This window comes from Granulicella paludicola (assembly GCF_025685545.1).
Lineage (GTDB): Bacteria > Acidobacteriota > Terriglobia > Terriglobales > Acidobacteriaceae > Granulicella > Granulicella paludicola.
Window position 1 is genome coordinate 183,114 of record NZ_JAGSYC010000020.1, and the last position, 14,960, is coordinate 198,073.

At 59.7% G+C, this 14,960-nt stretch carries 9 protein-coding genes; 6 read left to right on the forward strand and 3 right to left on the reverse strand.

Annotated features, from left to right (window positions below; genetic code table 11):
• Window positions 1-403: 403 nt before the first annotated feature.
• From OHL14_RS04020 to OHL14_RS04030, 3 genes are all read right to left on the reverse strand, one after another.
• Window positions 404-1,081 (reverse strand): urea amidolyase associated protein UAAP2, encoded by a 678-nt coding sequence (locus OHL14_RS04020; RefSeq protein WP_263378031.1) that lies wholly within the window; start codon window positions 1,079-1,081, stop codon window positions 404-406.
• Window positions 1,082-1,274: 193 nt separating this feature from the next.
• Entirely contained in the window at window positions 1,275-2,108 is an 834-nt protein-coding gene (locus OHL14_RS04025; protein ID WP_263378032.1) for an urea amidolyase associated protein UAAP1, read from the reverse strand.
• Between the two features lie 18 nt (window positions 2,109-2,126).
• Window positions 2,127-3,167, reverse strand: coding sequence for a Vgb family protein (locus tag OHL14_RS04030; protein ID WP_263378033.1), 1,041 nt, complete (start codon window positions 3,165-3,167; stop codon window positions 2,127-2,129).
• Between the two features lie 415 nt (window positions 3,168-3,582).
• On the opposite strand from OHL14_RS04030, the gene OHL14_RS04035 reads away from it, so the two are divergent.
• The 6 genes from OHL14_RS04035 (at window position 3,583) to OHL14_RS04060 (ending at window position 14,957) form a co-directional block, all read left to right on the forward strand.
• Window positions 3,583-7,404, forward strand: a complete 3,822-nt coding sequence (locus tag OHL14_RS04035; RefSeq protein ID WP_263378034.1) for a TonB-dependent receptor — start codon at window positions 3,583-3,585, stop codon at window positions 7,402-7,404.
• Window positions 7,405-7,595: 191 nt separating this feature from the next.
• Window positions 7,596-8,453 (forward strand): glutathione peroxidase, encoded by an 858-nt coding sequence (locus OHL14_RS04040; protein WP_263378035.1) that lies wholly within the window; start codon window positions 7,596-7,598, stop codon window positions 8,451-8,453.
• Between the two features lie 283 nt (window positions 8,454-8,736).
• Window positions 8,737-9,819, forward strand: coding sequence for a putative urea ABC transporter substrate-binding protein (locus OHL14_RS04045; protein ID WP_263378036.1), 1,083 nt, complete (start codon window positions 8,737-8,739; stop codon window positions 9,817-9,819).
• Between the two features lie 19 nt (window positions 9,820-9,838).
• The gene (locus OHL14_RS04050) at window positions 9,839-10,699 is read left to right on the forward strand and encodes an ABC transporter permease (protein WP_263378037.1); all 861 of its coding nucleotides are present in this window, start codon (window positions 9,839-9,841) and stop codon (window positions 10,697-10,699) included.
• Entirely contained in the window at window positions 10,684-11,676 is a 993-nt protein-coding gene (locus OHL14_RS04055) for an ABC transporter ATP-binding protein (protein WP_263378038.1), read from the forward strand. Before OHL14_RS04050 ends, OHL14_RS04055 begins: the two co-directional genes overlap by 16 nt.
• Window positions 11,673-14,957: a PSD1 and planctomycete cytochrome C domain-containing protein gene (locus tag OHL14_RS04060; RefSeq protein ID WP_263378039.1), complete on the forward strand. Its 3,285-nt coding sequence runs from the start codon at window positions 11,673-11,675 to the stop codon at window positions 14,955-14,957. Before OHL14_RS04055 ends, OHL14_RS04060 begins: the two co-directional genes overlap by 4 nt.
• Window positions 14,958-14,960 lie beyond the last annotated feature (3 nt).

The following is a 14,960-nucleotide window of genomic DNA, read 5'->3' on the forward strand; positions in this document are numbered from 1 at the left end:
GTGAAGTTCCCTCAGGGGCTGAAGCCCCATTTCTACTGGGCGCGTGGATGGCGGGACTGAAGTCCCGCCCCTTCAAAGCGAAAACAGATTCCCTTCGGGAATGACAAGCAAAAGGCAGGAGCAAATGCAGATTCCTTCGCTTCGCTACGGAATGACAAAAAAAGAGAGGCAAAAGAAGACTACCGTCGGGAATGACAAACAAAGAGCACGAGCAAAATGCGGATTCCTGCGCTTTGCTACGGAATGACAAAAAGAAAGGCAAAAGCAGATTCCCTTCGGGGATGACAAACCAAAAGCAGGACAACGACAGAAACAAAAGCAAAGGCAAAAGCAGGTCCTTCCCCTTCGGCTTCGCTCAGGGTCAGGATGACAATGGCTGTGTTTACGCCGATTCGATTGCTTACTAGTGAATTCTTAGTTCGGCGTTCCAGATGAGGATGCTTACGGGCGTTGGATTGTAGGCGTTGCAGGGGTTGTTGAGCTGGGGGCAATTGGAGATGACGACAAGGACGTCCATCTCGGCGCGGAGCTCGACGTATTTGCCAGCGCCGGAGACGCCGTCGGCGAAGGTTAGCGAGCCGTCGGTGGTGACGGGGACGTTCATGAAGAAGTTGATGTTGGCGGTGAGGTCGCGTTTATCGAGCTGGCGGCCGGTTTGCTCGGACCATTGCAGAGCGCCTTTGATGAAGGCCTGGCGGCAGGCATGCATGGGGCGCTTGTCGATGGCGTAGCGGACCATGTTGCTTTCGGCGGAGCAGGCACCGCCGAGGGTGTCGTGACGACCGCAGGTGTCGGCGACGATGGTGAGCAGGTGGTGGCGCTCGGTGGAGATGAGTTCGCTGCCGGTGGTGAGGTAGATGTTTTTCTGGTGACGGATGGTGTCCTGCGCGCTGTAGCGATCGGCGTAGTTGTCCGCGTTGTAGAAGAGGGTGTCGACGGCCTGGTTACCTTCGAGGTCGACGATGCGGACGACCTCGCCCTTGCGGATGACGTGGACGAAGGGGTCGCCTGCACCGACGGTGGCGGTGAAGGCGGCGTCTTCGGCGAGGAGCGGGCTGGTCTGGATGATGGTCTCTGGCATGGTGTCCCAGGGGCTAAAGCCCCGATCTTTGGTATGACCTTTATTGGCCGGACTAAAGTCCGGCATTATCTAAAAGCTCGGTGTGTGACCTATGTTGTGGCGGTTCGAGAAGCAGATTCCCTACGGGAATGACAAAGAAAAATACAGGAGCAAGATGCAGATTCCTCCGCTTTGCTACGGAATGACAAATGGTTTAGAGGAAGTAGCGTTCAGTGAGCGTGAAGCCGCGGCGATTTTCGTCGCAGGCGGTGCGGCAGAGGTCGTCGGGGCCAGGGGCGGCTACTTTCTTTAGCGTGAGTTTGACGGCGCGCTGTGCGTAGTTCGGGTCGGGGTCCATGGGGTGCTGGCAGGTGTTGAGCAGGACGAGGGTGTTCATCTCGGCGCGGAGTTCTACGGCGGCTCCTGCTTTGGCGAAGTTCGGGACGAAGTGCATCGAGCCGTCGGAGAGGACTTCGACTTTGGAGAAGAAGTTGACGTTCATGGTGAGGTCACGGGAGCTGAGGCCGTACTTGGCGAGTTCGATGAGGAAGCCGTCGAGGGCGCTGACGTGCCAGTGGTTGCGGCCTTCCTGATAGGAGAGCTTGCCGTACTTCTGTTCGACCATGGTGTCATCGGAGCAGCCGCCGAGGGGGTCGTGCCAGCCGAGGGTGTCGTCGGTGATAGAGCAGAGGACGCGGCCCATGTCAGAGAAGAGGGCAGAGCCTGCAGTCAGGCGCGCGATGTGCTGGGCCTTGAGGGAGTCGGGCAGGTTGAGGCGTTCGGTGGGGTTGTCGGCGTTGAGAAAGATCGCGCCGACGTTGCAGTTGTCTTCGAGCGTTTCGATGCGAAGGGCGGTGCCGCGCTTCAAGATGTGAGACCAGGTGGAGGCGCCGGGGAGAGTTTCCTCCCAGAGAACGTCATCCTGATGTGCCAAAGAGTTCAAATGTTGCCGTCTTTCTGCGGGGCCGACTTCCGGCTGCGGAATGTTGCTCGTTGTGACGAGTGGCTCGGTTTCGAGAAGCACGGAGTTGGAGGAAGATTGGGGCATTGAATCGATTCCTGGGAGCTACTTCTGCGAGGGTGAGAACCGGGCGACGGTTTGTTCGTGGCCGTTGGAGAGCCAGACGGAGCCGAAGCCGAACTTGATGCCATCGCCACCGGGGCCACCCCACTGCTTGACAACCTTGTTGGTGGCAGCGTCGATCTGAGAGACGGGGAAGTCAATGTTGGTGGGCCAGACGGAGCCAGCGCCGAAGGTGATCTCGCCGCCGGTGCCGGGGATGCCGAGAGCGATGGTGGCGAGGGGCTTGCCGGACTTCATCTCGACACGGGAGACGGAGCCGTCACCCTGGTTGAGGGTCCAGATGGAGCCGGCGCCGGAGGTGAGGAAGCGCGGCTTGGGGCCGACGGGGATGGTGGCGACGATGGCGTTGGTTTTGGGATCGAGCTTGAGCAGGTTGTCGTGCTCGAAGGAGGTGATCCAGATGTAGCCGTCGGCGAAGAGGGGGTTCTGCGAGCCGGAGGGAAGTTCGACGGAGGCAGCGACGGTGTTCGTTTTGGGGTCGATGCGAATGAGCGTCGAGGGCTTGGTGACGATCCAGGCGGAGTCTGCGCCGAAGGTGATGCCGCCTTCGGAGTTGGCGGGATCGCCGGGGATGGTGGCGAGGGTCTTACCGGTGGCGGCGTCGACGCGAAGGACGGAGTGGCTGCCACAGCTGGGAATCCAGATGGAGTCTGCGCCGTAGGCGAGACCGGAGCAGGGCCGTGGCACATCGATGATGAGGCCGGGCTTGCTGGTGGCGGCGAGGATCTGAACGACGTGGTTGGCGCGGGCGCTGGTGATCCAGATGGAGTCCTTGGAGATGGTGGCCCAGTCGGGCGAGCCTTCGACGGGGATGACGGCCTCGGTGACGAGGTCGGACATGGGGCGGGAGATGCCGTCGGTCTTGACGCCGGGGCGCGGGACGCGGGGGGGACGAACGTGGGTGGCAGCGGCGGGCTGCGGTGTGGGTGTGGCGTCCTGCGCGAGGGCAATGGGAGCGGCGAGAAGCGTGAGGGAGCAGAGAACGGATTTTGCCGCGGACAAGCTGAGAGGGCGCGAGGACATTCTTCAAAAGCTCCTATGACAAGGGTGCGAAAAAGGTGATGGTTCGCTGAATAGGATTCGATTCTAGTTCAGCAAAAATGAGGTTCGCTGGTGTTCGGGGAATCGTCTATGGGGCATATAGGCAAAACGATATGTCTGGAGAGGGAGAGCGTGGATGAGCAATAAAGACGGGGCTGCGCGCGTGTGTGGGTAGCTATATAAGGGTGAGAGTTTGCGTCGTGGAACGTGGTTTTATGCGCGGCATAGAGGAAGCCTATGCTGCTTTGGTTTGGTTGTCGCCGCCCGGTAGTATCCGAATCATTCAACCAGAAGGCCAGTTCTCCGGTTCTGAGCAAGAGCTCCGATGCGCGCCAACGTTGCCGCGCTGATGAGGACGAAGGCCAATGTGTTCACCCTGAAAATTTTGGAGGCACCGATGCGTCTACGCATAACGCGCTTAACCCCTGCACCCTTCTTCCTGTCGATATTGTTCGTGCTTGGCCTGATGTTGTCTCCGCTGGGCGGTTCGTTGCACGCGCAGACGAATACGACTGGCCTGAGCGGCACAGTGACGGACCCAAGCGGAGCGCTCGTTCCGGATGCGGCTGTGGAGCTCTCGAACCCGGCGACGGGGTTTATCAAGGTGGTCAAATCGGGATCGAAGGGAGAGTACACCTTCGATCAGATTCTGCCAGCGAAGTATCGCGTGACGGTGAGCGCGGCAGCGTTTGCGCCGCAGGTGGCCGATATCGAACTGCTGGTGGCGACACCGCAGAAGGTGAACTTCAAGCTGACTATCGGCAACACTGAAGTGGTGGATGTGGCTGCTGGTGTTGAGACGGTGAACTCGACCGATGCGACGCTGGGCAAGGCGTTTAACAGCTCACAGGTGCAGAACCTGCCATTTATCGCGAACAATGTGAACTATCTACTTTCGCTGCAGCCGGGCGTGCTGGCGCTTGATCCGAACAATCCCAGTTCGGCGGGTGCGAACACGTCGGCGTTGACCGGTGTGGTGAACGGCGCTCGTAATGATCAGACGAACCTGACGCTGGACGGTGTGGACAACAACGATCTGACGGCGGGTACGGCATTTGTCGGCATCCTGCGCTCGACGCGCGACTCAGTACAGGAGTTCCGCGTGACGACGACGAATGCGAATGCGGATGCGGGGCGCTCGTCGGGCGCTCAGGTTTCGGTAGCTACGCGCAGCGGTACGAACAGCTTTCATGGAAGCGCGTATGAGTACTATCGCGATCCGGGTATTGTGGCGAACAATTGGTTTGTGAAGCAGGCTGCGCTGAATGCGGGCAAGCCGAATATTCCGGCAAAGGTGCTGATCAACACGTATGGCGCTTCATTCGGAGCACCAATCATCAAGAACAAGCTTTTCTTCTTTGGAGCGTACGAAGGCTACAAGTACGCGTCCGATGCCGTGGTGACACAGACGGTACCGTCTGTGCAGAACCCGACGGCTGGCGGCGCGCTTGCGGGAACAAACATTGGTGGGCTGGTGACGGGAAACGTGGTGTATCCGAAGTGTGCCTCGGCGGCATCGTGTACGAGCGGAACGCCGTATGCGCTGACTCCGACGATGATTGCCGGACTGGATGCGCAGTGCACCAGCCCCTGCACGACGCCCGGCACGGATTCCGCTGCGGTTGCTTATATGAACCTGTTTCCGCACTCGAATGCGAACACCGCGGGTGATGGTCTGAATACGGGCGCATACACCTTCGTGTCGCCGAACCCGAACCACCAGATTACGAATGTTGTTCGCTTCGACTACAACATCAACGACAAGCAGAGCCTGTTCTTCCGCGGCACGCTGGAGCAGGACAACTCGGCGGCAGCGCTGCAGTTCGATTCGGGTCCGGGCGCTGTGCCGGCATCGAGTGTGTATGGCAATAGCAAAGGTTTTGCAGTGGGCCACATCTGGTCGGTGACGCCGAGCCTGACGAACAACTTCCGTTACGGCTTCACTCGGCAGAACAACAACACGCAGGGCGCGGGCGCTCATCCGAACGTGAGCTTCTCGGCGTTCGCGAACCTGACAGGTACGACGAAGAACTCGGACTACATCCTAGTAACGAACAACTTCGTGGATGATGCGACGTGGGTGAGGGGCAAGCATGTGATTCAGTTCGGTGTGAACGATCGCCTGATCACGAACAATCGTTACTCGGCGAGCACGCTGTATTCGACGGCTGGCATCCAGGCTTCGGCACTGGCAGCGGCGAAGATTGCGGGCACGGGCGGTGACCTGGATCCGACGGCGGTGTATGGCGCGGTGCAGACATCGGCACAGAGCAACTACAACAACAATATCCTGGCTAACGTTGGAGGCATTACGACGGCGACGACGTATACGAACTACTCGGTGCAGAACAATCAGCTGGTGGCTGCTCCTGCGGGCACGGTGCCGCACCACATCTACAAGAGCTTCGAGCAGGAGTACTATATCTCCGACCAGTGGAAGGCGACGGAGCGTCTGACGATCACGGCGGGCCTGCGCTACCTGTACCTGGGCGTGCCGTATGAAGAGAATGGTCAGCAAATTGCACCGAGCATCAACCTTGGCGGCACATTCTTCAAGAACCGTTTGACGGGTTCTGCTGCGGGTTCGAGCTACAGCACTCCGTTTGCTGTGCAGGCTGCCGGACAGGCGAATGGACAGCCGAATCTATACACACCGCAGAAGGGGAACTTTGCTCCGCGCCTGGCGTTTGCCTGGGCGACGCCGGACAACAAGACCTCGGTTCGCGGCGGCTTTGCGCTGGCCTACGATCACTTTGGATCGGCGCTGATCGATGCTTACGATTCGGGCGGAGCGTTTGCATTGAGCTTCGCCAACGGAGCGTCGTATCCGTACCCGCAGGTGACTCCACGCTTTACGAGCTACCTGAACACGCCGAGCGTGCCGATCATTGCGACCTCGCCGGAGCAGCTGCCGATCGTAAACCCGAACTACACGTACACGAACTTCAACGGCTCGTTCGTGAGCGACATCAACCAGACGCAGAAGACGCCGTATGCGGAGACGTTCAACCTTTCGGTTCAACGCGAGGTGACGCACGGTCTGACGGTGACGCTCTCCTACGTGGGTCGCCTGGGACATCACACGCTGGAGAACCTGGACGTTGCCGAGCCGAACAACCTCTATGACGCGGGCAGCAACCAGACGTACTTCCAAGCAGTGACGGCGTACGACAAGATGATTGCGGCTGGCGTGCCGGCGGCAAATGTGGCGAAGAGCGGCTACTTTCAGAATGTCTTCCCGAATGCGAGCTACACAACCGGCGGCGTGACCTACACGGGAGCCCAGGCCTACTATGCATCGCTGATCAGCGATGCGAAGGTCGGTAACGAGACGAACACGCTTTACCTGTTCGACGTGGGCGTGGCGGGAACGAAGCTGAGCACGGCGAGCCCGAAGGGACCGTACCAGTTCTTCTTCCCTGAGTATTCGTCTATCTTCGTGAACTCGACGATCGGCAACAGCAATTACAACGCGCTGCAGGCTTCGGTGCGCCACGTGTTCAAGCATGGCAACGAGTACGACTTCAACTACACGCTGTCGAAGTCGATGGACCAGGGATCGTCGCCGGAGAGTGCGAGTAGCCCGAACCGCGTGATCAACGCCTTCAGTCCGAGCCAGATGTATGCGGTTTCCGATTACGATGTGCGGCACCTCATTACGGGCAACTACAACATGTCGCTGCCGTTCGGAAAGGGGCAGCGGTTCCTGAGCACGCCGGGGCCGATTCTGGACCGGATCATCAGCGGCTGGCAGTTGAACGGAACGATGCACTACAACACGGGCTTCCCGTGGTCGGCAGCTGACAGCGGCTACTACGGTACAGACTTTGCTTCGGGCAGCTACGCGGTGCAGACGGCTCCGCTGGCAACGGGCAAGCGCCGGATTGCGGGAGCGGGTACGGCGGCGTATGTAACCTCACTGAAGTCGGCGACGCCGGCACAAGGTGCAGCGAGCTTCCGCACGGCGTATCCGGGTGAGACGGGTCAGCGTAACGAGCTTCGTTACAACGGCTATCTCGACTTCGACGACGGTCTGAGCAAGTCTTTCCGCACGTATCACGACCAGACGTTCAAGCTGACGGTCGAGGTGTTCAACGTGATGAACAATGTGGTGATGGGCGCTCCGACGACGAGCATCAACAGCGCGAAGTTCGGTAACTACACGGCCATCCAGAACCAGCCGCGTCAGTTCCAGTTTTCGGGTAAGTACAACTTCTAACCCCCGATCTCGCCTCATTCCCTCGCCTTGATGGGAGGGGGTGGGGCGATTTCAGGTTTGTTTCGTGTTGCGTCAAACGGCGATTCGTTCTTAAATGTGAGGTAGTGAGGCTGGACCCGCGCCGCTCCTACTCTCTCTATCCAGTGACAATCGCACCTCTATACCGTATGACAGCCGCAAGGAGTGTCCACGTGTCTCAGCGCCCTGTGTCCTATTTTTCTCAAGTGACGGTTTCTGGACGGAAGTCCGGTGCTTACCTGTCCCTGTTGTTTGTTCTGGCGATCTTGGCGACGTCGACGTCGACGTTCGCTCAGAGGACTAAGCCTACGGATCCGTCGGCAGCGTCTGCGCCTGCGGACAAGGGTCGCGGGGAGAAGGGGGACAAGGCTGCGGGAGACAAAGGTGGTGGGGAGAAGGGGCCGGGTGGCAAGGGCGGCGGGCGCCGTCGCGGCGGCGGGGGTGGTGGCGATGCGGCTGGCGGTGACGATGCCAAGACCGAGACGGCGTATGACTTCCATCTGATCGGGCCGGACGGTAAGGATGTGGCGCTGTCGCAGTACAAGGACAAGTATCTGGTGGTGGTGAACCTGGGGCGTAAGTCCAGCTATAACGACCAGTTGGCGGCGCTGATCAAGCTGAATGACACCTACAAGGATAAGGGTCTGGTGGTGATTGGCGTGCCGTCGAATGAGTTTGGAGCGGCGGAGCCGGGGACGCAGGCGGAGATTCTGAAGGCCTATGCGGATGCCAAGGTGGACTTTCCGATTATGGGCGTGTCTAAGCTGACGGGCGACGATGAGCTGCCGTTTTACACGTTTCTGACGAAGGGCAAAGGAGCTCCTGCGGGCGGGGACGTGGCGTGGAACTACACCAAGTTTGTGGTGGACAAGAAGGGCGCGGTGGTGGCCCGGTTGGACCCTGATGTGGCCCCGGATTCGCCGGAGATGCTGGCAACGATCGACCAGATTCTGGATGGCAGCTACAAGCCGAAGAAGGAGCCGGGCGGGGGTGGCAAGGGCGGCGCGGACGCGATGAAAGAGGCGAATTAGAGGATGCGGGACGCGCTTTTGTTGATGCGACGCAGCGCTGTCGACCCACGGTATCGGATCTCGTTATCAGGGCAATCGGGATCGGGTATAGCGCGTGAAATGCAGCGTTTTCAGGCCTAAACTAATAATCAGTTCCACGGTACTTAGCGAGCCACGACGCTTGCGCTATCAATATCGCATGACGACTTACCTGCAAGGGTGAGCTCTGCGATGTTCTGCCTCTCCGCTGCTGTGGAGAGAAGTAAGTCAACCGTTCGAGACGAATTCAATTTTCAGGATGCACATGAAGCAGATGAAGAAGCACCTCTCCCGTGTTGTTGCCGCCGCAGCGATGGTTCTGACGATGGCGTCGTTTGCGCCGCAGGCCAAGGCGGAGACGCCGACGTTCACGGTGGGCTGGTCGGTGTATGCGGGATGGAACCCTTACTTCTACATGCAGAAGTCGGGGATTTTGAAGAAGTGGGCGGACAAGTACGGGATTGCGATCAAGGTGCAGCGGTTCGACTATGCGGCGTCGCTGGATTCGTTTGTGGCGAAGAACATCGATGCGTGCACGATGACGAACATGGAAGCTCTCGATATGCCTGCGGCTGCGGGCGTGGATTCGACCGCGATCATTGTGGGCGACTACAGCAACGGCAACGATGCGGTGCTGACGCGCAACGGACTGACCTTTGCGACGCTGCCGGGCAAACCTGTGATGCTGGTGCAGAAGACGGTGTCGGAGTACCTGCTGGAGCGTGGCATGGTGCTGAACGGACAGCAGGCGCAGCTGAACAAGCTGAAGCTGATCAACACGTCTGATTCGGACATCGTGGCGGCGTTCCTGAATAACAAGGGAAACCAAGCGGTGGTGACGTGGAAGCCGCTGGTGAGCCAGATTGTGGCGGACAAGAGCGTGAAGTCGATCTTCGATTCGTCGAAGATTCCGGGCGAGATTCTCGACCTGCTGGTGGTGCGTACGGAGCTGCTGAATACGCCGAACGGACAGAAGTTTGCGAAGGCGATTACGGGTGCGTGGTACGAGACGATTCAGCAGGTGGCGGCGGGACAGGCTAATGCGATCAAATACTCAGCAGCTGCGTCTGGCGACTCGGTTGATTCGTATAAAGAACAGCTCAAGACAACAGCGTTGTTCAGCGCGCCAGCAGCAGCGGTGAGCTTTACGAACGGGCCCGACCTACAGAAGAAGATGGACCTGGTACGGCAGTTCTGCTTTACCCACGGGCTTCTGGGGCAGGGCATCAAGTCGGTCGATGACGTGGCGATTCTGTATCCGAACGGAACGATCCAGGGCAAGAAGGACCGAGTGCGGTTCCGTTTCAACTCGGCTTATATGCAGGCAGCACAGCTTGGAAAGTTGTAGCGGAAAGCTCTAAGGATTTATGGCGAACCTTTCACCTTTCGAGATTCAGGCACGGCCGAACCGGCTGCTGATGCAGGCTGCATCGTGCATGCTGTTTGTGATCTGCATGGGGCTTTACATGCAGACCTCGGTGCGGCGGCACCATGAGAACCCTGAAGATCGTGTGGTGCCAAGCCTGACGCAGCTGGCGGCGGGGATTCATGCCTCGGTGCTGGAGCCTGCGGAAGAGGACGATTACATCCCTGCGGACAATGCTTCGAAGTGGGAGCGGTTCAAGCACTCGATGATTGTGAAGGACACGATCTCGAGCGGACGACGGTTTTTGATTAGCCTGGCTCTGCTGATTCCAGCGGTGGTGCTGGCGCTGCACATAGGGTTGTATCCGTGGTTTGGGGCGTTCTTCATGCGCTTCGTGCTGTTCTTCGACAAGATTGTGGCGCTGTCGCTGCTGCCGATTTTGTTCATCGTGTTTGGCATCGAGGAGTGGTCGAAGATTGCGCTGATCGTGATTGGCGTGGCGCCGACGATGATCCTGGATGTGACGCAGATGGTGAAGGCGGTCCCGCAGGAGCAGATCGTGAAGGCGTTCACGCTGGATGCGAACAATTTCGATGTGGCGTATCGCGTGGTGTCGCGGCAGATTATGCCGCAGGTGATCAACAGCCTGAGGCTGAACCTGAAGCCGATGATGCTGTTTCTGTTTGCGGGCGAGATGATTGCGGCGTCCGATGGGCTGGCATACCGCATTGCGATCATGCGGCGGCATATGGGCATGGATGTGATTCTGCCGTACGTGCTGTGGGTCGCGCTGCTGCTGTTCCTGATTGATTTTTCGCTGCGCACACTGAACAGGAGGATGCACCCATGGTTTCAGGCGTAATGACTCCTGAGCTGCATGTGGCGAGCGCCTCGGCAGTTGAGGTGGCGAACGGCGCGCGTGCGTTGACTGCGGCGGCGACGGCAATTCGCGTTGACGATGTTTCGATGACGTACACGGTAGGGCGCAAGGGCAAGCGCACGGTACTGCAGAACATCTCGCTGGAGATTGAAGAGGGCGAGTGCGTGGTGTTGCTGGGCGAGACGGGCTGCGGCAAGAGTACGCTGCTGCGGATGCTGCTTGGCCAGGAGCCGCCGACGTCGGGTTCGATTACGGTGGCAGGCAAGCCGGTGGAGCGGGTCGATTCGCGGTCGGGGTATGTGCCGCAGAGGTACTCGCTGTTTCCTGATCGCACGGTACTCGAGAACCTGTGCATGGGGCCGGAGACGTCGAAGGCACACATCTTTGGGAGGCTGATGCCGGGGTTCCGCGCGTTCCGCAAGACGGTCCGCGCGGAGGCGATGCGGCAGTTGGAGCACATGGGCCTTCATGCTTCGGACGCGGCGAAGTATCCGCATCAGCTATCGGGCGGCATGCAGCAGCGCGTGGCGATCGCGCAGGCGCTGATGATGAAGTCGCGCGTGCTGCTGATGGATGAGGCGTTCAGTGCGCTCGATCCGGCGACGCGCGCGAGCCTGCAGCGACTGCTGCGGTCGGTATGGAGCGAGACGAAGCCGACGATTGTGTTTGTAACGCATAACACGGCGGAGGCCCTGTTCCTGGGGACGCGTGTGATTGTGCTGCGTCGTGAGAGCCGCGAAGACAGTTGCGGATCGCGGGTGGCGCTGGATATGAAGTTGCCTGCGGCGGGGATGAGCCTGCACCGTAACGGCAAAGAGTTCCTCGATCTGGTTGAGTACATCGAGAGTTTTTCGCGTGGGGATCATCAGAAGGTTTCGTCCGATGGCGATGACCGCGATGGCTCTGCCTTTGAAGCAGAAACAACGACCGTTTTCCCGCTCGATGGAGAGACGCTGTGAAAAGTTCTTCCGACACTATGCGAACATTTGTCCGCATCCTTGGTATCTCGACAATCGCAGTCGCCGGCAGCTTTGCTGTGAGCACCGCGACGGTGCATGGCCAGGCGAAGGCCACCCCTGCGGTGGCGCAGGTGCCGACGGCTTCGAATGAGGACAACACGCAGTTCTTCACGCAGAAGGTGCGGCCGGTGCTGGCGCAGAGCTGCTACCAGTGCCACACGACGGAGGCTGCGGGTGGGCTGCGGCTGGACTCGCGGGCGTCGCTGCTGAAGGGCGGAGATTCGGGCGCTGCGATTGTTCCCGGCGATCCAGAAAAGAGCCTGCTGATCCAGGCGGTGCTGCATAAGGGGGACCTGGCGATGCCGCCGAAGGGTGGCAAGCTGCCGGATGGAGACATCGCAAACCTGGTTGAGTGGGTGAAGCGCGGCGGGCACTGGGACAGCGCGGAAGAGACGCTGCCGGTGGTCGCGACGTTGACGGCGGCGCAGGCGAAGGGTTCGCCGGGCGACGAGTATTTCGAGACGAATGTGCGACCGATTCTGGTGAACTCGTGTGGCAGCTGCCATCAGGATCGCGCGGCGGGCGGGTTGAGCATGAACTCGCGTGAGGACCTGCTGAAGGGCGGTAAGACGGGACCAGCGATCGTTCCGGGTGATCCGGAGAAGAGCCTGCTGATCGAGGCGGTCCACCAGACGGGAACGCTGAAGATGCCGAAGGGCTCAGCAAAGCTGACCGATGGAGAGATCAAGTTCCTGTCGGAGTGGATCCGCATGGGGGCACCGTGGCCGACGACGACGGCCCCTGTCCGCACGGGTAAGGTGATCACGGAGGACATGCGCCAGTTCTGGTCGTTCGTCCCGCTGAAGGATCCGACGGTGCCGGACATCAAAGACCCTGCGTTCAAGGCGTGGGCGAAGACGGACATCGATCATTTTGTGCTGGCGAAGCTGACGGAGAAGGGCATGAAGCCTGCGCCGATGGCGGACAAGCGCACGCTGATTCGTCGCGCGACGCTGGACCTGACGGGCCTGCCACCGTCGATGGAAGAGATTGAGGCGTTCGAGAAGGACAGCTCGCCGGACGCGTATGCGAAGGTGGTGGACCGGCTGCTGGCGTCGCCTCGGTATGGAGAGCGCTGGGGACGGCACTGGCTGGACGTTGCGCGCTATGGCGATGACGACATCCGTGGTCTCGATCCGCGCGGACGTGGATATATGCCGTTCGATGGCGCATGGGTGTATCGCGACTGGGTGATCAAGCAGATCAACGACGATACGCCGTATGACAAGTTTGTGAAGATGCAGCTGGCGGGCGATTTGATGTCTCCGCATCCGACGCCTGAGGATTTGAAGGGCACCGGATTCCTTGGCGGAGCGCCGTGGATTTGGGATCAGGCGGAGCCGATTCAGGGACGCGCGGACGAGCGCAACGAGCGCATCGATGCGGTGACGCGCGGCATGTTGGGGCTGACGGTGGCGTGTGCTCGCTGCCACGATCACAAGTACGATCCGATCCTGGCGAAGGACTACTACGCGCTGGGCGGCATCTTCGCGAGCTCGACGTATAAGGAGTACAACTTCGTTCCCGATGCCGAGGTGATCTTCTATGAGGAAAAGCGGAAGGCCGCCGATCAAAAGCAGGAGATGAACCAGGACTTCCAGAAGATTGCGGGTGAGGCGGTTGCGAAGGCGTATGCGGCGCAGAGCTCGCAGTACATGGTGGCTGCCTGGCGCGTGATGGGCAAGCCGAAGGCGAAGGTGGAAGAGGCCGCGGACCAGGCGAAGCTCGATCCGGAGCAGCTGGATCGCTGGGTGAAGTTCCTGGCGAAGAAGCCCATGTATTACCCGTATCTGAAGGACTGGCAGTTGATGGTCGCGGAGGGTGGCACGGAGGAGCAGGCGAAGTTCCTGGGAGACTCGTTCCAGAAGCGCGTGCTCGACATCGAGATCAAGAACAAGAAGATCGAGGAAGAGAACGACAAGATCAAGGCGAAGGCTGGTGTGCCGACTCGGCGTGAGAAGGACGTGAAGCCGAATGACTTCGACACGTACGACCAGTTCTGCCCGGGCTGCACGCTGGAGCTAAAGGTGCTGCCTCCTGAGGAGGCGAACTTCTACACCGACCTGTTCGTGCGGAGCCTGAGTTCGGGCGACGAGGGTGAAGAGCGCGGCGATCCTGCGTTGTTCAGCTATCGCGGATGGGACCTGACGCGTCGGCTTGGGCCGGTGGAGCAGGCGTACCTGAATGCGCAGGGCGGCGGTGGAGGTGGCGGCGGACGTCGCGGTGGAGCCCAGCCGGACTCGGATGTGTATCCGTTCGTGCATGGGATGGCAGACAAGCCGAAGATCATCAACATTGCACTCGATGTACGCGGCAACCCGCATGCGCAGGGCGATATTGTGCCTCGTGCGTTCCTGACGGTACTGGGTCCGGCTGACAAGAAGCCGTACAGCAGCAAGGAGAGCGGACGCCTGGAGCTGGCGAACGACATTGTGGCAAGTCCGATTGCGGCGCGTGTGTTCGTAAACCGAGTGTGGAAGTGGCACTTTGGAACGGGCATCGTGAATACGCCGGACAACTTCGGCAAGGTGGGCGATCCGCCTTCGGACCCTGAGCTGCTGGATTACCTGGCGACGCAGTTTACGAAGAACGGGATGTCGCTGAAGAAGCTGCAACGTATGATCATGCTGTCGGCGGTATACCAGCAGAGCAGCAAGGAGACGCAGGAAGAGCATGTGAAGGACCCGCTCAACCGGTACTACTCGCACTTCTCGATACAGCGTCTGGATGCGGAGCAGCTGCGCGATTCGGTGCTGTTTGCTGCGGGCGATTTGGACCTGAAAAAGGTTGGCGGACCGGCGACACCGTTGGGCATGGATAACGACAAGCGCACGGTGTATGCGAAGGTGAGCCGTTTCCGCATCGATCCGTTCCTGCAGGCGTTCGATTTCCCAAATCCGACGTTTACGGCGGAGCAGCGGTTCTCAACGAACGTGCCGGTGCAGCGGTTGTACTTCATGAACGATCCGTTTGTGTACAAGCAGGCGGAGGTGTTGACGACCAAGGTGTACAGCAAGGGCGACGACACGGCACGCATCAAGGAGATCTATCACCTGGTGTATGGCCGGGAGCCGAGCGTTGCGGAGTTGCAGACGGGGCTTGAGTTTATCAAGACCACGCCGGACAAGCCAGGATACGTGGTGGACCAACAGCCGATCAATGCGTGGAAGGAATACTGTCGCGTGCTGTTCAGCTCGAATGAGTTTGAATTTTTGAATTAGCTA